A 17,196-nucleotide genomic window follows, 5' to 3' on the forward strand; every position below is an offset into this window, starting at 1 on the left:
GTAGCCCTCATGCTGCTCACCGTGACGTTCACCCTGTTGCTCGCCGCGCTGGTGGTGGTGCTGGTCATGCAGTGGCAGCGGGGACGCAACCCGCGGGCCATGTCCGCCGGGAAGGCCTCGCAATATGTGCAGGGCACGCTGACGATCGTCGGTGTCTCCGACGACCAGTCCGATCCGCAGAGCGCCACGGACAAGAACGGTCAGCGCTTCTACACCATCACCGGGACCATCGTCGGACCCGAGACCAACCCGTCCGAGGTGTACGGAACCCTCGTGCTCGGGCCGGATGATCCGTGGCCGCAGGTGGGCGACGACCTGCCGGTGATCTACAAGCCGCACAAGGCCGTCACGTCCTGGCAGTTCGGCGTCCTGCCCGATCCGCAGCCGCCCACGGGGCCTGACGCTGTCTGACCCGGCCCGCGGTCGGTACTCTGGATGATTGTGCATCCCGACGTAGCCGCAGACCTCGAATCCCTCGACGCCACCCTGACCACCGTGGAAAAGGTGCTCGACCTCGAGGAGCTCCGTCGTCGAATCGACGAGCTGGAGATGCAGGCCTCGGATCCCGACCTGTGGAACGACCAGGACCACGCGCAGAAGGTCACCAGCGAGCTGTCGCACGCGCAGTCCGAACTCCGCAAGGTCTCCGAGCTGCGTCAGCGCCTCGAGGACCTGCCCGTGCACTACGAGCTCGCCGACGCCGAGGAGGGCGAGGACAAGACCGCGGCCCTGGCCGACGCCGACGAGGAGCGGGCCAGCCTGCGTGCCAACATCGAGGCCATGGAGGTCAAGACGATGCTCGCGGGTGAGTACGACTCCCGCGAGGCCGTGGTCAACATCCGTTCCGGCGCCGGTGGCGTCGACGCCGCCGACTGGGCGCAGATGCTGATGCGCATGTACATCCGCTGGGCCGAGCGGAAGGGCTACGGCGTCGAGGTCTACGACACCTCCTATGCAGAAGAGGCCGGCCTCAAGTCCGCGACCTTCGCCGTCAAGGCGCCCTACATGTACGGCACCCTCTCGGTGGAGCAGGGCACCCACCGACTTGTGCGGATCAGCCCGTTCGACAACCAGAGCCGTCGTCAGACCTCGTTCGCCGAGGTCGAGGTGCTGCCGGTGGTCGAGACCACCGACCACATCGACGTCGACGAGAACGACATCAAGGTCGACGTCTACCGCTCGTCGGGCCCCGGCGGCCAGTCGGTCAACACCACCGACTCCGCCGTGCGCCTGACCCACATCCCGACCGGCATCGTCGTGACCTGTCAGAACGAGAAGAGCCAGCTGCAGAACAAGGCGTCGGCCATGCGCGTGCTGCAGGCCAAGCTCCTCGAGCGCAAGCGCCAGGAGGAGCGCGCCGAACTCGACGCGCTCAAGGGCGACGGCGGCTCGAGCTGGGGCAACCAGATGCGGTCCTACGTGCTGCACCCGTACCAGATGGTCAAGGACCTCCGGACCGGCGTGGAGGACAACAACCCCACCGCGGTGCTCGACGGCGAGCTCGACAAGTTCATCGAGGCCGGCATCCGCTGGCGGATGGCGTCTGCCGAAGCGTGACCGTGACCTCGGGAGCCGAGTTGCTGGCCGCTGCGCCGTCCCCGACCGAGATCCTCATCGGTCGGGTCTATGTCTGGCTGGCCACGAACGGCCTCGAGATCGTCATCTGGATCCTGGGTGCGGTGCTGCTGGCCCGCGTCATCCGGTGGTTCGCCGGCAAGTACGCCAATCGGGTCGAATCGCGGTTCTCCACCAGTGATCTGATCGTCCAGACCGAGGACGCCAAACATCGACGGGCGCTGGTCGACGTGGTGGCGTGGTCGCTGATCGTCGGCATCGCCATCGTCGTCATCGTCCACATCCTCGGGGTGTTCGGGATACCGCTCAGCGGGCTCACCGGACCGACCGCAGTGATCGGTGCCGCCCTCGGTTTCGGTGCGCAGCGCATCGTGCAGGACATCCTGGCCGGCTTCTTCGTCGTCGCCGAGAAGCAATACGGCTACGGCGACGTGGTGAACCTGACCGTGACGGGCAACGCGCCGGCGGAGGGCACCGTCGAGGACGTGACCCTGCGGGTGACCAAGCTCCGCACCACCGAGGGCGAGGTCATCACCGTTCCCAACGGCCAGATCATCAAGGCCACCAACCTGTCGAAGGACTGGGCGCGCGCCGTCGTCGACGTGCCGGTGCCCTCCGAGGCCGACATCGGTCTCGTCAACGACACGCTCGACCGGGTCGGCCGCCAGTTCTACGAGCTGCCGCGCTGGCACGACCTGCTGCTCGACGCGCCGTCGTCGCTGGGCGTGATCAGCCTCGAACTCGACTCGATCACCGTGCGCATGGTGACGCGGACCCTGCCGGGTAAGCAGTTCGAGGTGGGTCGAGCACTGCGCGTCCACATCATCCGGGCCCTCGCCCGCGAGGGGATCACGGTGCCCGCTGGGCGCGAGGTCCAGGCCGCGGGCGGACCGCCGGCGACCCTGGCCGATCAGACCGGTCGCGATCGGGACGAGGACGAGTGATGGCCGGATCCCAGGAACACCAGTCCGGCCAGTCGGGGTCGGACGGCCCGGACGACGGTCGTCGCCGGCGCAACTTCCGGTGGAATCAGCACATCGGGGGGACGTCGATCCGCATCAGCACGGCGATCCTCTTCGTCATCTTCATCCTCTTGTGCGTCCTCTACGGCTACACCTCGCAGCGCTACGGTGTCGTCTCGCCGGAACCCCCGCGCCCCGCACCGAGAACGTCGCAGGTCGTCGAGGAACCCGACTACACCGAGCCGCTGCCGTCGACGACCTTCGAGGAGACCACCTCGGAGACGCCGTCGGAGTCGTCGACCGACGAGCCGGGATCCGACGGCAGGACCGAGGGTGGGACCGACGCGCCACTGCCGCCGGGGGAGACCCGGTCGCCGTCGCAGCAGTCCGCGCCGCGCAACACCATTCCGGGGCTGCCGGGCATCGAGATCCCGAATTTCGGCGCCCCGACGCCGACCACCCCGGTTCCGACACGCTGACTTCCGCGCAACAGCAGGTCGGCGCCTTCTTCGACCCGGCGTGTTGCGCCTGAACGGACTCTCAGGCGTCGTCGTTACACTGGCTCATCGTGATCAAGCTGGAGAACGTCACGATGCAGTACAAGGCATCCTCTCGGCCGGCTCTGAAGGATTTGAGCTTCGAGGTCGACAAGGGGGAGTTCGCGTTCCTGATCGGTCCGTCCGGATCGGGCAAGTCGACGTTCTTCCGGTTGCTGCTCAAAGAGGACCGGCCGACGAGCGGCGACGTGTACCTCGGTGAGTTCCACGTCAACAAGATGCGAGCCCGCTCGGTTCCGAAGCTCCGCCAGTCGATCGGTTGTGTCTTCCAGGACTTCCGGTTGCTGCAGAAGAAGACCGTCGCCGAGAACGTCGCCTTCGCGCTCGAGGTGATCGGCCGACCGAAGTCGACGATCCAGCGCGTGGTGCCCGAGGTGCTCGAGTATGTCGGTCTCGAGGGCAAGCACGACCGCATGCCCAATGAGCTGTCCGGTGGTGAGATGCAACGCGTGGCCATCGCCCGCGCGATCGTCAACCGCCCGCTCGTGCTGCTGGCCGACGAGCCGACCGGAAACCTCGATCCGGAGACCAGCGAGGAGATCGTCGACGTCCTCGACCGCGTCAACCGTCGGGGCACCACGGTGGTCATGGCCACCCACGACCGGCACATCGTCGACGCGATGCGCCGTCGCGTCCTCGAATTCGACAACGGGCAGCTCGTGCGCAACGACCCGCAGGGTGTGTACGGAATCGGCTGACGCCTCAGCCCACTCCCGACATCCAACAACGACCCCCAAGGACGTCTGAGCAAGCATGCGAGCGAATTTCATCATCAGTGAGGTTCTCAACGGACTGCGCCGCAACGCGACCATGACCATCGCGATGATCATCACCACGGCGATCACGCTGGGAATGTTCGGCGGCGGTCTGTTGGTGATTCAGATGGCAGACAAGAGCCAGAAGATCTTCCTCGACCGGGTGGAGATGGAGTTCTACCTCAATCCCGAAGTCACCGAACGCGATCCGCAGTGTCAGGCCGATCCCTGCGCGCAGTTGCGACGAGGACTCGAGAACGAGCCCGGCGTCACCTCGGTGACCTACCTCGACAAGGACGAGGCCTACAAGCGCGCGAAGGAGATCTTCGCGAACAACCCCGACCTCGCCGAGAACATCGTCGAGGGCACGCTGCCGGCGTCGTTGCGGGTGCGGGTGTCCGACCCGGCCCAGTTCGACGCGGTGCTCACCGAGTACGCGGGCCGAAAAGACCTGGGTGTGGACGCATTCAAGGACGACCGCAAGCTGGTGCAACGCATCTTCAGCGTGCTCGACGGGGTGCGCAACGCGACGTTCGCGATCGCCTCGGTGCTGGCGGTCGCGGCGATCCTGTTGATCATCAACACCGTTCAGATCGCGGCCTTCACAAGACGTACCGAAGTGTCGATCATGCGCCTGGTGGGCGCGACGCGGTGGTACACACAGCTGCCGTTCCTCCTGGAGGCGGTGGTGTCCGCCCTTGTCGGTGCGTTGCTCGCGATCGGTGGTCTGCTGCTGGCGAAGAAGTTCTTCTTCGACACGGCGCTGAAGGAGCTCTACGGCGTGAGCTTCTTCGCCCGCATCGAACTGACGGATGTCTTGTTCGTGGCGCCCTGGCTGATCCTCGGCGGAATCGTGTTGGCGGGCGCGACGGCATATGTCACCCTTCGTGTGTACGTCCGGGAATGAGCGGACCCGCCGCCGGCGTTCCACACACGCTTGACTACGGTCTATTCGACCCTGCCAACCGTCGATCCACGAGGAGGTGAGTGCGCGATGCCCAAGGAAAAGGGACGCAACGTGATTGCCCAGAACCGCAAGGCGCGCCACAACTACGCCATCCTCGACGTCTATGAGGCAGGCATCGCCCTCGTCGGTACCGAGGTGAAGAGCCTGCGCGCCGGCAAGGCGTCACTCGTGGACGCGTTCGCCACGATCGACGATGGCGAGGTGTGGCTGCACGCCCTGCACATCGCCGAGTACGGCCACGGTTCCTGGACCAACCACGCGGTCCGACGCAAGCGCAAGCTGCTGATGCATCGTCGGGAGATCGACAATCTGATCGGCAAGATCCGCGACGGAAACCTCACGCTCGTGCCGCTGTCGCTGTACTTCAACGACGGTCGGGTGAAGGTCGAGCTGGCGCTGGCCCGCGGTAAGCAGGCCCACGACAAGCGTCACGACATCGCCAAGCGAACCGCGCAGCGTGAGGTCGAGCGTGAGGTCGGCCGTCGCGTGAAGGGGATGGGCTGACCGACCGGTTCGGTCGGGTCAGGCTGCCTTGTAGAGGCGCGTGCCCTCGGTTGCCGGTGTGATCTCGGTGGTCGTCGCGCGTGCGCGCCGGTAGGTCCGTTCGTACTGTTCGACGTCGGTACGCCGCAGCGGGGGAGTGAGCGGGTCCGACGACACGTACACATCGCTGTCGCGGGTGGCCTCGCTGAGTCGGATCTGCATGCGGAACGCGGTGAGGGCACCTGCGAACAGGGCGGCCATGGCGAGTCCGAACATCCACGACGGTGCATCGACGCCACCGGCGAGGGACATCACGAACAGTCCCAGGAACAGGAATCCGAGCAGCATCACCAGGTAACCGGCGAAGGCAAACGATCTTGGACGGGGTGCGGAGCGCACGACGAACAACCTCCTCAGGTAACAGTTTCGATACATAGTGTGTATCGATACAGCGACTGTAGCGAAACACTCTGTGTAGCGGCTGAGTGCGTCGTGATATTCCTGAAGCACCGGTACTCGACAGCGCCGGTTCCGACAGCGAAGGGTTCCGCGTGCCTGCTGACAGTGGTCCGAAGATCGTCACGGCTGCGCTGGAACTGTTGCGCACGAAGGGGCCGTCGGGCGTGACGATCGAGGCCGTCGCCGCCCACTCCGGCGTCGCCCGCACCACCATCTACCGTCGATACCGCAACCGCGACGAGATGCTCACCGCGGCGCTCGTCGCCGTGGGGACGCCCCCGGGTCTCGACGACGAACTGTCGGGGGAGCAACGCCTTCGATGGGTGGTCCGGCACGCGGCGTCGATGGTGTCCGACGGCATCGGCTTCGGTGGGATGGCGGCGCTGATCACCGACGCCGATCCCGCGTTCACCGAGATCTTTCGCACGGTGCTGTCGACGCACCGCGCCGACCTCGCGAGAGTCATCGACGACGGCAAGAGTCGCGGGGTCGTGGCTACGACCGTGGACCCGGACACGCTCGTAGACAGCATCGTCGGAACCCTCGTCGCGGAAAGGGCCAGGTCGGGGAGCGTCGGCGACGACTGGGAGGACCGCGTCGTCGCCATGTTCGCGCCGATCGTGCTTGCCGGTGGTTGAGCTCGGTTCTTCCCGCTGGTCGTGCGCCGTTCTTCCTGCTGGTTGAGCTGGCGTTCTTCCCGTTGGTTGAGCTGGCGTTCTTCCCGCTGGTTGAGCTGGCGTTCCTCCCGCTGGTTGAGCTGGCGTTCTTCCCGCTGGTTGAGCTCCGTCGAAACCGGGAATGAAGTCCGCTGTCGGACTTGTTAGACTGAATTACTCGCTGACTTCGGTCGGCGGGTACCTGTCTCGGGGCTGATCGGTTTCGACTACGTGCGTCGAGGTAGGGGAAGCGTGTCGGTGCAGGCTGGAGACCACCGTATAAGCGTCGCAGCAACCAATTAAGCGCCGATTCCAATCAGCGCGACTACGCCCTCGCTGCCTGATCAGCGACGGCTAGTCTGTCGGCCCGGATTGTGCTCCCGAATCCGGATGCCGGCATCATCTCAGGGAGCTCACCGTCCTCGCCGGTCGCGGGCGAGGTCGGAACATCAAACAGCGACTGGGATCGTCATCTCGGCTTGTTCGCGTGACCGAGAGATCCAAGTAGAGACATAGCGGACTGCACACGGAGAAGCCCTACCAACACGACGGAGGACCCGGGTTCAATTCCCGGCAGCTCCACGGCCAGAGCGCCCCACCTGTTCGCAGGTGGGGCGCTTTGCGTACAGCGGTTGTGCAGGTGCCGGTCAGGAGCCGAGCTGACCCCGAACTCAGAGCCCGGTGCTGATACTCCGAATGCCTGTCTCAGTAGTAGTGGGCTCGACCGCCCACCGCGCGCCCGGTGGCTCCGAGGATCGCGAGGATCACGCCGATCACGGCGACGATGATGCCCAGGGTCCACAGGATCGGGATGCCGAAGATGAATCCGAGAACTAGAAGAATGATTCCGAGGATGATCACCGCGCACACTCCGGAGTTCGCAGTTACAGGACGCTCGACGCTGCTGCAAGCGCTTCTAACGTTACCCCCGTCACATCCGGCGGTGCGCAAAACGGCGACCGGTGGCGGACGCCGCTCGCTGTCACCGGGACTCAGGCCGCAGACGCATCGGCGAGGGCGTGCTCGCGGTGACGACGTCGCTTGCTGATGACGCCGTGGGTCGGACTGAACAGGAAGACGAGCAGGAACAGGATTCCCTGCACCAGCACGACCATGCCGCCGGGTGAGGTGTCCTGGTAGTAGGACACGTACAGGCCGATGACGCCGCACAGTGCGGAGGTGGCGGGAGCGATGATCAGCATGCGGTTGAAGCGGTTGGTGAGCAGTTGCGCTGTCGCGCCGGGGATGATCAGCATCGCCACCACCAGCACGATGCCGACCACCTGCAGCGCGGTCACCGCGGTGAGAGCCAGCAGGGCGAGAAGTACCGCGCCCAACAGCCTCGGGCTGAGGCCGATGGCGAAGGCGTGGGTGGGGTCGAACGCGTAGAGCGTGAAGTCGCTGCGCTTGAGCAGCAGGATCACCGCGACGATGGCACCGAGGATCGCGATCTGGATCAGATCCGAGGTCGAGACACCGAGCAGGTTGCCGAAGATGATGTGGTTCAGGTCGGTCTGGCTCGGTGTCACCGAGATCAGGACCAGGCCGAGGGCGAACAACGACGTGAAGACGATGCCGATCGCGGCGTCCTCCTTCACCCGGCCGCCGTCGCGGACCGCGCCGATCATCGCCACCGCGAGGAACCCGAAGACCACCGCGCCGATGGCGAAGGGGAATCCGACGATGTAGGCGAGTACGACTCCCGGCAGTACGGCATGGGAAACGGCGTCGCCCATCAGCGACCATCCGATCAGCACCAGCCAGCACGACAACAGCGCGCAGACGACCGATGCGATCAGCGTCGCCCACAGCGCCCGGGTCATGAAGGCGTAGGCGAAGGGGTCGAGGAGGTAGTCGACGATGCTCATGACGTTTCCTCCTGGCGGTCGCCGGGAGTCTGTACGGTCCGGTCCAGCGGGTCGAGTCCGAAGGCCCGCACCAGATTGTCGGTGGTGATGACCTCGGCCGGCTCGCCCTGCGCGACGACCCGGCGCATCAGCAGGATCGCCTCGTCGGCGAGCGTCGGCAGGACCTGGAGGTCGTGGGTGGAGACCAAGATCGTCACGCCGGAATCGGCGAGTTCGCGGAGCAACGCGGTGATGGCGGCCTCGGTACGTTTGTCGACGCCGGCGAACGGCTCGTCGAGCAACAGGATCGAGGCCTCCTGCGCGATGCCGCGGGCCACGAAGGCGCGCTTGCGCTGGCCGCCGGACAGCTGACCGATCTGACGGTCGGCGTAGTCGGTGAGTTCGACGCGCGCGAGTGCTTCGTCGACGGCGTCGTGGTCGGCGCGCTTGGGTCGGCGGGTGAAGCCGAGATGGCCGTAGCGGCCGGTCATCACGACGTCGCGCACGGAGAGCGGGAACGACCAGTCGATGTCCTCGGACTGCGGGACGTACCCGACGAGGCCGGATTTGCGTGCGGCGGCAGGGGATCTGCCGGCGAGCGTGACCGAGCCGGTGGTCGGGGTGACCGACCCGACGATCGTCTTGAACAGCGTCGACTTTCCCGATCCGTTCATGCCGACGAGCGCGCAGATGCGGCCGGTCGGCACGCGCACCGAGGCGTGGTCGAGCGCGAGGATGCGGCCGTAGCGCACCGTCACGTCGTCGACCTCGATGGCATGCGAGGTGATCATCGGTTGTCTCCCGTCAGTCCCGACACGATGGTCCGGGCGTCGTGGCGGATCAGGTCGAGGTAGGTGGGCACCGGGCCGTCGGCCTCGGAGAGGGAGTCGACGTACAGCGTGCCGCCGAAGCGGGCGTCGGTCGCGCCGACGACCTGCTGCATCGCCGCGTCGGAGACCGTTGACTCACAGAAGACCGCCGGCACCCGGTTCGTGCGGACGAAGTCGATGGCCGCGGCGACCTGCTGCGGGGTGGCCTGTTGTTCGGCGTTGACCGGCCAGATGTAGCGCTCGGCGAGTCCGGCATCGCGCGCGAGGTAGGAGAAGGCGCCCTCGCAGGTGACCAGCGCCCGTTCGTTGGGCGGCAGGTCGTCGAGTGCCGAGACCAGTTCGGTTTGTACCTGCTGCAGCTGCTCCTTGTACGACGCCCCGTTGGCCGCGAAGATCTCGGCGCCCTCGGGGTCGAGGTCGGTGAACGCCTCGACCAGATTGTCGACATAGATGCCGACGTTGACCGGGGACATCCACGCATGCGGATTCGGTTTGCCCGCATAGGCATCCGAGGCGATGTCGATCGGGTCGATGCCGTTGCTGGCCACCACGTGCCGAACGTCGAGCCCGTCGACGAACTGGCCGAACCACGCCTCGAGATTGAGTCCGTTGTCGACGACGAGCGAGGCCGTCGCGGTGCGTCGTACGTCGCCAGGAGTGGGTTCGTAACCGTGGATCTCCGCGCCCGGCTTGGTGATCGACTCGACCCGCAGGCGATCTCCCGCGACATTAGACGCGATGTCGGCGAGCACGGTGAACGTCGTGAGCACGACCTTCTCGTCGGGGAGCCGGCTGGACAGGGTGCAGCCGGAGATGGCCGTGCACAGGGCAAGGATCAGCGCCCCGACGGACAGCAGTCGACGCGCGTGCACCTTGGGCATGCCGACACTATAGTTTCGGTTATCCGAACTTTCTACCTCGGGGAAGCCGCAAGCGGTATTCGTACGAAATCCGCCCCTGATAGACACCCATCTGAGCGCGTCCGACGACGTATCGTCGCCGCCTCGGCTGTGGAGGGCGCATCGCAGGGGCGGACTTCAACGGCGGCCGGTCAGATGACGCCCGACTCCCGGAGTTCGGTCAGGTCCTCGGCCGACAGTCCCAGCATCTCGCCGTAGACGGTCTCGTTGTCGTACCCCGGCGTGGGCGGGCCGGCGTTGCGGATGCCGCCGGGCGTCTCGCTGAACTGGGGGACGACGCCGGGTCCGAGGACGGTTCGCTGGGCGCCCTCGTCGTAGTGCTCGGCGATCATGCCGCGCGCCCGCAGGTGAGGGTCGGCGACCACCTCGGCGACCGTGTTGACCGGTCCCACAACGACTCCCGCGGCGCTCAGTGCCTCGGTGAGTTTCTCGGCGGAGTACTGCGCCGACCATTCGCCGATCATCGCGTCGAGCTCGTCCTGGTTGCGACCGCGCGCGGTGTGGTCGGCGAACCGCTCGTCGGTGGCGAGTTCGGGCCGGCCCATCGCCTGGCAGAGGCGGGCGAACACCGAGTCCTGGTTGGCAGCGATGATGACGTGCGTCCCGTCGCTGGTGGGGTAGAGGTTCGACGGCGCGATCCCTTCGAGTCGGGTGCCCGACGGTCCACGCACCACGCCGCCCGCGTCGTAGTCGGCGATCGCCGATTCCTGCACGGCGACGCAGGATTCGATAAGTGAGGTGTCGACGACCTGGCCCCTGCCGGTCACCGTCCGGCGATACAGCGCTGCCAGTGCGCCTTGCGCGGCGAACATGCCGGCGAGGGTGTCGCCGATCGAAAGTGCCAGTCGCGGAGGCAATTGCCCGGGGTAGCCGTTGAGATACCGTAGGCCGCTTGCCGCTTCGGCGACGGATGCATAACCGGCGCGCGTCGCATCCGGACCTGTCTGGCCGTAACCGGACACCCGCACGATGACGAGGCCGGGGTTGCGCTCCGACAGCACGTCCGGGCCGATGCCGAGACGTTCGAGCGTGCCGGGGCGGAAGTTCTCGACGACGACGTCGGCGCGATCGGCGAGCTGGAGGAAGATCTCTCGCCCGCGGTCGGAGCGCAGGTCGAGGGTGATCGCTTTTTTGTTGCGGGCGTGGACCGTCCAGTAGAAGCGGTGGCCGTCGACCTCGGCCTGACCCCAGGTGCGGATCGGATCGGGTTTGCCCGGCGGCTCGATCTTGATGATGTCGGCGCCCATGTCGCCGAGGAGTCGGGCGGCGTGCGGGCCCGCGATCAGGGTGCCCAGCTCGAGCACGGTGACGCCCTCGAGCGGTCCTGCCGGGAATTGTTCTCGGTTCGGCGCGGCAGCGGTGTCGTCGGTCATGGGTAGACAGTGTGGCCGGTCACAGGGGCAACGCCAAGACGAAGGGTCGACTCACAGTTGGAACGAAATGATTCTCGCGTTCCATTGTCGCGGATCTCCCGCTATGGTGTGTGTCGTCGAACACATACTGGGGAGGCTTTGAATGGTGGATCACGCATCGGGGACCGGGCTCCTGCCCGACATCCGTCTTGCCGACATGGCGGCGGGCGTCGCGTCGCTACGCAAGGACATCGGGACCGTTCTGCGTGTGCTGCCGGAGATGCTGCCCAAGCCGCCGACGACCAAGATGTCGATCGGAAAGCGCTTCCAGCAGTCCGTCGACAAGTACCCCGATCGCGACTTCCTGCGCTTCGAGGGCTCGTCGATCACCTACCGCGAGGCCAACGCCCGAGCCAACCGTCTCGCCGACTTCCTGACGCGTGAGGGTGTCGGCAAGGGCGATGTGGTGGCGGTGCTGTCGAAGAACCACCCCGACGTCGTGATCGCCATGCTCGGCATCGTCAAGATCGGCGCGATCTGCGGCATGATCAACTTCCACCAGCGCGGCGCGGTGCTCGAGCACAGCCTGGGGCTCCTCGACGCCAAGGTCGTTCTGTATCAGGAGGATCTGGTCGAGGCCCTGGATTCGGTGCCGCAGAGTGCGCGTCCGGCAAAGGAATTCACCTTCGAGAAGCTGCCGTCGCTGGTCGCGCCGTGCTCGCCGGTCAATCCGAAGGCCACCGAATCCGTCGAGGTCGGCTCGACGGCGATCCTGATCTTCACCTCCGGCACCACCGGATACCCCAAGGCCAGCAAGCTGAGTCACTACCGCTGGTTGGTCGCCATGAACGGCATCGGCGGCCTCGGGATCCGCCTGCGCAGCGACGACGTGATGTACACGGCGCTGCCCTTCTACCACAACAACGCGCTCACGATCTCGCTGTCGTCGGTGCTCAACTCCGGGGCCTGCCTCGCGATCGGCAAACAGTTCTCGTCGTCACGCTTCTTCGACGAGCTCATCGAGAACGACGCCACCGCGTTCAGCTACATCGGCGAGCTGTGCCGGTATCTCCTTGCCCAGCCGCCGAAGCCGACCGACCGCGCGCACCGCGTCCGGCTGGCCGTCGGCAACGGCTTGCGCCCCGACATCTGGGACGACTTCACCGGACGGTTCGGCATCGACCGCATCGTCGAGTTGTATGCGGCCAGCGAGGCGAACATCGGTTTCGTCAACGTCTTCGGGCTGTCGAAGACCGCGGGCTTCTCACCGTTGCCGTACATCGTCGTCGAGTACGACGAGGAGACCGGCGAACCGTTGCGCGGACCCGACGGCCGGGTGAAGAAGGTCGGCAAGGGCGGCACGGGACTGCTTCTCGCGCAGATCAACTCGCGGGTCCCCTTCGACGGTTACACCGATCCGAAGGCCACCGAGAAGAAGATCGTCCGCGACGCCCGCAAGAAGGGCGACCAGTGGTTCAACAGCGGCGACGTCGTCCGCGATCAGGGCTTCCACCACATCGGCTTCGTCGACCGCATCGGTGACACCTTCCGCTGGAAGGGCGAGAACGTCGCCACCACCGAGGTCGAGGCCGTCGTCGACGCACACGACTCCGTCGAGGAGGCCGTCGTCTTCGGTGTGCCGGTGCCCGGCGTCGACGGCAAGGCCGGCATGGCGGCGGTGAGTCTCCACGACGGTCAGGAGTTCGACGCCGCGGGCTTCGCCGCACATGTCCGCAAGGGACTTCCGAGTTACGCGGTGCCGCTGTTCGTCCGGATCGTCGACCAGCTCGAACACACGTCGACCTTCAAGAACATGCGCACCGAACTGCGCAAGCAGGCCTACTCCGAGACCGGCGACGATCCGATGTACGTGCTCTCGGGCGACACCTACGTCGAGTTCTACCCGGAGTACGTCGAGGAACTGTCCGGAGCCCGGCGACGGGGATAGGCGGTGGGCCGACGTGGTGGCGGTGTCAGCCGTTCACCACGTCGTAGACCGCCTCGGCCGGCGCGGCCAGGAGCCGATCCGCCATCTCCTGCTTGAGGTAGGTCAGGCGCGCCTCCTCTTCGGCGGTGCGCTCCGGTTGCCGGGCCAGCGCGATGAACTCGTCGGTCACGAACCCCTCGCGGATCTCCAGCCGGACCTTCCGATCGCGGTAGGACAGTTCGAAGACGTAGCGCTCGAGCGTCGCGCCACGATCGTTGCGCTCGAGTGCGGAGTCGACGGTGAAGCGGTTCTCGGTCACCGCGCGGGTGACCATCTCGAAGGTGTCCCGTACGCCGGGGCCGGTATGTGCCGTGGCCACGACGATGTCACGACGCTCGACCGAGCCGGGTTCGCCGAGTTGGGGCAGAGCTCGCTCGAGGACCTTGAACGCGTGCGCGACGTCGCCCGGGAAGCCGGGGCCGTGGTACCGGGTCACGTCATCGATGCTGTAGGAGATCTGGGTTCCCTGATCGGTGACGGTTATCGCGTGCATGCGATGGACTCCTTCATGGTGCGGGCCGTCGGGGGCCCGGTGATGTCAGCCTGCGGAGTCTACTTACGGTGCACAGCGGTCAAGCGCTCGTCCACGAAGTCGAGTGCGCTGCGCTGCCACAGGCCGATGTGGTCGAGCATCGCGTGGCCGCCGTCGGGGACGTTGACGAACTGGGCGTCGACGCCCTGCGCCGACAATTCGTCGATGCCCTTCCGCGTGCGCTTGGCGAAGGTGCGTTCGTCCGCGTCGCCGTGGACCGCCACCACGCGGGCGCCGGGGTGGATGTGTCGCCAATCGGCGTACTGCCACCAGGGGGCGAGGGCGAGAACACCGATGACCCGGCGGTCGGCGGCCAGCTGCGCGGCGACCCGGCCGCCCATCGAGTGGCCGATCGCGACGACGGGGACGCCGGGGTGGCGACGGCACAACTCGTCGAGCGCTGCGCGCGCCGGGAGCATGGGGCTGCTCTCGTCGCCGTTCCAGCCGTAGACGCGGTACCGCACCTGGTGCACGCGCACGGCCCGTCCGTAGCGCAGTCGAAGCGACCACGTGAACGGGTACATGCGCAATGCCGAACCCTGCCATGGACTGAACGGTTTGCGACTGTCGTCGGTGCCGCCGGGCAGCACCAGGACGAGAAGGCCCGCCGGGTCGCGCCGTGTCGAGAACAGGCCGGGGGAGAGCAGTCGCAGGGGACCGGGGTTCAACATGGTTCGGCAGGCCTCCAACGGCACGTCGACGATCGTCTCACCCTAGCGATTCGATTCCGGGACGAATTCGGACCGGTCTGCTGAGCCTCCCCAATTGGTGTCGTCGGACGGGCGAATTCCGATCTTGATGGCAGAATCGCGATATGGCACATTCCCGCGCTGGAACATTGGCCCTGCCCGAAGACCTCGTCGACGTGGAGGCACTCGAGCGTGCCTATTACGACAACGTCCCCGATCCGTCGGACCCGTTGCAGCAGGTCGTGTTCGGGACCTCCGGCCACCGGGGCTCGAGTTTCGACACCGCATTCAACGAGGCGCATATTCTTGCGACGACGCAGGCCATCGTCGAATACCGGAGCAGTGCGGGAATCACGGGTCCGCTGTTCATCGGTTTCGATACGCACGCTTTGTCCATTCCGGCGTGGCGGACCGCGCTCGAGGTTCTCGCGGCCAACGAGGTGTCGGTGTTGACCGCCGAGGACGACTCGTACACCCCGACCCCTGCGGTCAGTCGCGCGATCCTGACGTTCAACAAGAAGAACCCCGGTGTGCTCTCCGACGGCATCGTGGTGACGCCGTCGCACAACCCACCTCGCGACGGCGGGTTCAAGTACAACCCGCCGACCGGTGGTCCGGCCGACACCACCATCACCTCGGTCATCGCCGCCCGCGCCAACGAACTGCTCGCGGCGAAGCTCGACGGCGTGAAGCGGATTCCGTTCGAACGGGCCCGAGCCAGTGAGTTCGTCCGGGACTACTCGTTCCTGCTCGATTACATCGAGGGCCTCGGCGACGTCGTCGACATGACTGCCATCCGCGACGCCGGCATCCACATCGGCGCCGACCCGCTCGGCGGTGCGTCGGTCGGGTACTGGGCCCACCTCGGGCTGCGCTACAACCTCGAACACCTCACCGTCGTCAACCCGACCGTCGACCCGACGTTCTCGTTCATGACGCTCGACACCGACGGCAAGATCCGGATGGACTGCTCGTCGTCGAACGCGATGGCGTCGCTGATCTCCGCGCGCGACTCCTTCGACATCGCGACCGGAAACGACGCCGACTCCGACCGCCACGGGATCGTCACGCCCGACGCCGGCCTGATGAATCCGAACCACTACCTCGCGGTGGCCATCGACTACCTGTTCACCCATCGTCCGCAGTGGTCGGAGCAGGCGGCGGTCGGCAAGACGCTGGTGTCGTCGTCACTGATCGACCGGGTGGTCGCCGGGATCGGCCGGCCGCTGCTCGAGGTCCCCGTCGGTTTCAAATGGTTCGTCGACGGACTGCTCTCCGGACGTGTCGCCTTCGGCGGCGAGGAGAGCGCCGGCGCGTCGTTCCTGATGTTCGACGGCACGCCGTGGTCGACCGACAAGGACGGCATCATCATGGCGCTGCTCGCCTCGGAAATCCTGGCCGTCACCGGCAAGACGCCGTCGCAGCGGTACGCCGAACTCGCCGAGCAATACGGGGAAACCTCTTACGCCCGGATCGACGCGCCCGCGTCACGCGAGCAGAAGGCGGTGCTGTCGAAGCTGTCGCCGGAGCAGGTGAAGGCCACCGAACTCGCCGGTGAACCGATCTCCGCGATCATGACGACCGCCCCCGGCAACGGGGCGGCGATCGGCGGTCTGAAGGTCACCACCGAGAATGCGTGGTTCGCCGCGAGGCCGTCGGGAACCGAGGACGTCTACAAGATCTACGCCGAATCCTTCAAGGGCCCTGAGCATCTCGCGCAGGTTCAGAAGGAGGCGCAGCAGGTCGTCGACACCGCGCTCGGGAGCTGATCAGCCGCCCGCGGGGATGCCGATCGCCAGGCCCACCAGATAGGTGGCGCCGGCGGCGATCACGCCGAAGCACAGCTGACGTAGCGCGCCCCGGGCAATCGGATGACGGGTGACGTAGGCGGCGACGCCGCCGGCGATGAGGAGTCCGACGGCGCCCACCGACAGGCCGAGGAGCAGCGAAGAGAAGCCGAGCAGGTACGGGATCAGTGGGACGACGCCGCCGATGCCGAACATCACGAACGACGAGATCGCCGCCACCCACGGAGACGGCTTGTCCGACGGGGCGACTCCGAGTTCCTGGGTGATGTGGACGTCGACCGCACCTTCGGGGTCCTGGTGGATCTCGTGCGCCGCGGTGGTCGCGGTCTCCTCGGTCATGCCCATCTCGGTGAACATCTCGATGAGTTCGTGGATCTCCCCGCCGGGGTTCTTCTCGATCTCGGAGCGTTCGACCTCCACCTCGGCATCGAGCTGCTCGTTCTGCGTCGACACCGAGGTGAACTCGCCGAGCGCCATCGAGAACGCGCCGGCGATCAGTCCGGCGACGCCCGACAGGATGATCGTGTGTGCACTGGCACCTGCGCCACCGACGCCGGCGACGAGACTGATGTTGGTGACCAAGCCGTCCATCGCGCCGAAGGTCGCGGCGCGGACCTGGCCGCCCGAGACGTCCGGGTGCTCGTGGCTGATCGGGTTCATTTCCTCGTCGACCTCGCTGTTGGTCACCCGGTGAGCGTAACGACGTATGTGGCGGGTCGCCGGACGAGCCGTCCCTTCACCGATCGACCGTCCCTTCGCCGATCGACCGTCCCCTCGCCGATCGAGCCGGGTCGAGATCATTTACGAAAGCGGCACG

At 66.4% G+C, this 17,196-nt stretch carries 20 protein-coding genes and 1 other RNA gene; 12 read left to right on the forward strand and 9 right to left on the reverse strand.

Annotated features, from left to right (window positions below):
- Positions 1-9: 9 nt before the first annotated feature.
- The 7 genes from M1L58_RS18105 (at position 10) to smpB (ending at position 5,320) form a co-directional block, all read left to right on the forward strand.
- A complete protein-coding gene (locus M1L58_RS18105; protein WP_248659946.1) occupies positions 10-411 on the forward strand; it encodes a hypothetical protein in 402 nt (133 codons plus the stop codon).
- Positions 412-441: 30 nt separating this feature from the next.
- Complete coding sequence (gene prfB, locus M1L58_RS18110; RefSeq protein WP_248659947.1) at positions 442-1,557, forward strand: peptide chain release factor 2; 1,116 nt, start codon at positions 442-444, stop codon at positions 1,555-1,557.
- Positions 1,554-2,519, forward strand: coding sequence for a mechanosensitive ion channel family protein (locus tag M1L58_RS18115; RefSeq protein WP_006865495.1), 966 nt, complete (start codon positions 1,554-1,556; stop codon positions 2,517-2,519). The genes prfB and M1L58_RS18115 overlap by 4 nt, the downstream gene beginning before the upstream one ends.
- Complete coding sequence (locus tag M1L58_RS18120) at positions 2,519-3,016, forward strand: hypothetical protein (RefSeq protein ID WP_248659948.1); 498 nt, start codon at positions 2,519-2,521, stop codon at positions 3,014-3,016. Before M1L58_RS18115 ends, M1L58_RS18120 begins: the two co-directional genes overlap by 1 nt.
- An 89-nt stretch (positions 3,017-3,105) precedes the next feature.
- Positions 3,106-3,792 (forward strand): cell division ATP-binding protein FtsE, encoded by a 687-nt coding sequence (gene ftsE, locus M1L58_RS18125; RefSeq protein ID WP_005198440.1) that lies wholly within the window; start codon positions 3,106-3,108, stop codon positions 3,790-3,792.
- A 55-nt stretch (positions 3,793-3,847) separates the two neighbouring features.
- Positions 3,848-4,756 (forward strand): permease-like cell division protein FtsX, encoded by a 909-nt coding sequence (gene ftsX / locus M1L58_RS18130; RefSeq protein ID WP_154884861.1) that lies wholly within the window; start codon positions 3,848-3,850, stop codon positions 4,754-4,756.
- 87 nt (positions 4,757-4,843) lie between these two features.
- A complete protein-coding gene (gene smpB / locus M1L58_RS18135) occupies positions 4,844-5,320 on the forward strand; it encodes an SsrA-binding protein SmpB (RefSeq protein ID WP_006865498.1) in 477 nt (158 codons plus the stop codon).
- Between the two features lie 18 nt (positions 5,321-5,338).
- Here the strand turns inward: smpB and M1L58_RS18140 are convergent, their stop codons facing one another.
- Entirely contained in the window at positions 5,339-5,698 is a 360-nt protein-coding gene (locus M1L58_RS18140; RefSeq protein ID WP_248659949.1) for a hypothetical protein, read from the reverse strand.
- Positions 5,699-5,850: 152 nt separating this feature from the next.
- On the opposite strand from M1L58_RS18140, the gene M1L58_RS18145 reads away from it, so the two are divergent.
- The 3 genes from M1L58_RS18145 to ssrA all read left to right on the forward strand — a co-directional run bounded on the left by M1L58_RS18145 (position 5,851) and on the right by ssrA (position 6,999).
- Entirely contained in the window at positions 5,851-6,396 is a 546-nt protein-coding gene (locus M1L58_RS18145; RefSeq protein WP_248659950.1) for a TetR/AcrR family transcriptional regulator, read from the forward strand.
- Positions 6,393-6,560: a hypothetical protein gene (locus M1L58_RS18150; RefSeq protein WP_248659951.1), complete on the forward strand. Its 168-nt coding sequence runs from the start codon at positions 6,393-6,395 to the stop codon at positions 6,558-6,560. Before M1L58_RS18145 ends, M1L58_RS18150 begins: the two co-directional genes overlap by 4 nt.
- A 63-nt stretch (positions 6,561-6,623) precedes the next feature.
- Positions 6,624-6,999: a transfer-messenger RNA gene (gene ssrA, locus M1L58_RS18155) on the forward strand.
- Positions 7,000-7,119: 120 nt separating this feature from the next.
- Here the strand turns inward: ssrA and M1L58_RS18160 are convergent.
- The 5 genes from M1L58_RS18160 to M1L58_RS18180 form a co-directional block, all read right to left on the reverse strand.
- Positions 7,120-7,275, reverse strand: coding sequence for a DUF6131 family protein (locus M1L58_RS18160; protein ID WP_248659952.1), 156 nt, complete (start codon positions 7,273-7,275; stop codon positions 7,120-7,122).
- Between the two features lie 131 nt (positions 7,276-7,406).
- Positions 7,407-8,282: a metal ABC transporter permease gene (locus M1L58_RS18165; RefSeq protein ID WP_248659953.1), complete on the reverse strand. Its 876-nt coding sequence runs from the start codon at positions 8,280-8,282 to the stop codon at positions 7,407-7,409.
- Complete coding sequence (locus M1L58_RS18170; protein ID WP_248659954.1) at positions 8,279-9,052, reverse strand: metal ABC transporter ATP-binding protein; 774 nt, start codon at positions 9,050-9,052, stop codon at positions 8,279-8,281. Before M1L58_RS18170 ends, M1L58_RS18165 begins: the two co-directional genes overlap by 4 nt.
- On the reverse strand, positions 9,049-9,972 hold the full coding sequence (locus M1L58_RS18175; protein WP_248659955.1) for a metal ABC transporter substrate-binding protein: 924 nt from the start codon (positions 9,970-9,972) through the stop codon (positions 9,049-9,051). The genes M1L58_RS18170 and M1L58_RS18175 overlap by 4 nt, the downstream gene beginning before the upstream one ends.
- Before the next feature lie 170 nt (positions 9,973-10,142).
- The gene (locus tag M1L58_RS18180) at positions 10,143-11,384 is read right to left on the reverse strand and encodes a CaiB/BaiF CoA transferase family protein (RefSeq protein WP_248659956.1); all 1,242 of its coding nucleotides are present in this window, start codon (positions 11,382-11,384) and stop codon (positions 10,143-10,145) included.
- Positions 11,385-11,526: 142 nt separating this feature from the next.
- Here M1L58_RS18180 and M1L58_RS18185 point away from each other — a divergent pair, with 142 nt between their 5' ends.
- Positions 11,527-13,311, forward strand: a complete 1,785-nt coding sequence (locus M1L58_RS18185; RefSeq protein WP_248659957.1) for a long-chain-acyl-CoA synthetase — start codon at positions 11,527-11,529, stop codon at positions 13,309-13,311.
- A gap of 25 nt (positions 13,312-13,336) precedes the next feature.
- On the opposite strand, the gene M1L58_RS18190 is transcribed toward M1L58_RS18185, so the two are convergent.
- Together M1L58_RS18190 and M1L58_RS18195 are read right to left on the reverse strand one after the other, a co-directional pair.
- Positions 13,337-13,843, reverse strand: coding sequence for a hypothetical protein (locus M1L58_RS18190; RefSeq protein WP_248659958.1), 507 nt, complete (start codon positions 13,841-13,843; stop codon positions 13,337-13,339).
- Positions 13,844-13,902: 59 nt separating this feature from the next.
- Positions 13,903-14,553 (reverse strand): alpha/beta fold hydrolase, encoded by a 651-nt coding sequence (locus M1L58_RS18195; protein ID WP_248659959.1) that lies wholly within the window; start codon positions 14,551-14,553, stop codon positions 13,903-13,905.
- Positions 14,554-14,696: 143 nt separating this feature from the next.
- On the opposite strand from M1L58_RS18195, the gene pgm reads away from it, so the two are divergent.
- Positions 14,697-16,340, forward strand: a complete 1,644-nt coding sequence (gene pgm, locus M1L58_RS18200) for a phosphoglucomutase (alpha-D-glucose-1,6-bisphosphate-dependent) (RefSeq protein WP_248659960.1) — start codon at positions 14,697-14,699, stop codon at positions 16,338-16,340.
- On the opposite strand, the gene M1L58_RS18205 is transcribed toward pgm, so the two are convergent.
- Complete coding sequence (locus tag M1L58_RS18205) at positions 16,341-17,039, reverse strand: VIT1/CCC1 transporter family protein (RefSeq protein ID WP_051992472.1); 699 nt, start codon at positions 17,037-17,039, stop codon at positions 16,341-16,343.
- Positions 17,040-17,196: the final 157 nt, after the last annotated feature.

The sequence above is a fragment of the Gordonia sp. C13 genome, assembly GCF_023218005.1.
GTDB lineage: Bacteria > Actinomycetota > Actinomycetes > Mycobacteriales > Mycobacteriaceae > Gordonia > Gordonia namibiensis.

Excerpts from the sequence above, each read along its gene's own strand:
- M1L58_RS18205 (WP_051992472.1), bottom strand. The coding sequence starts at position 17,039 with ATGAACCCGATCAGCCACGAGCACCCGGACGTCTCGGGCGGCCAGGTC.
- M1L58_RS18120 (WP_248659948.1), top strand. The coding sequence starts at position 2,519 with ATGGCCGGATCCCAGGAACACCAGTCCGGCCAGTCGGGGTCGGACGGC.
- M1L58_RS18170 (WP_248659954.1), bottom strand. The coding sequence starts at position 9,052 with ATGATCACCTCGCATGCCATCGAGGTCGACGACGTGACGGTGCGCTAC.
- M1L58_RS18180 (WP_248659956.1), bottom strand. The coding sequence starts at position 11,384 with ATGACCGACGACACCGCTGCCGCGCCGAACCGAGAACAATTCCCGGCA.
- M1L58_RS18195 (WP_248659959.1), bottom strand. The coding sequence starts at position 14,553 with ATGTTGAACCCCGGTCCCCTGCGACTGCTCTCCCCCGGCCTGTTCTCG.
- M1L58_RS18105 (WP_248659946.1), top strand. The coding sequence starts at position 10 with ATGCTGCTCACCGTGACGTTCACCCTGTTGCTCGCCGCGCTGGTGGTG.
- M1L58_RS18190 (WP_248659958.1), bottom strand. The coding sequence starts at position 13,843 with ATGCACGCGATAACCGTCACCGATCAGGGAACCCAGATCTCCTACAGC.
- M1L58_RS18185 (WP_248659957.1), top strand. The coding sequence starts at position 11,527 with ATGGTGGATCACGCATCGGGGACCGGGCTCCTGCCCGACATCCGTCTT.
- M1L58_RS18165 (WP_248659953.1), bottom strand. The coding sequence starts at position 8,282 with ATGAGCATCGTCGACTACCTCCTCGACCCCTTCGCCTACGCCTTCATG.
- pgm (WP_248659960.1), top strand. The coding sequence starts at position 14,697 with ATGGCACATTCCCGCGCTGGAACATTGGCCCTGCCCGAAGACCTCGTC.
- M1L58_RS18175 (WP_248659955.1), bottom strand. The coding sequence starts at position 9,972 with ATGCCCAAGGTGCACGCGCGTCGACTGCTGTCCGTCGGGGCGCTGATC.
- ftsX (WP_154884861.1), top strand. The coding sequence starts at position 3,848 with ATGCGAGCGAATTTCATCATCAGTGAGGTTCTCAACGGACTGCGCCGC.
- smpB (WP_006865498.1), top strand. The coding sequence starts at position 4,844 with ATGCCCAAGGAAAAGGGACGCAACGTGATTGCCCAGAACCGCAAGGCG.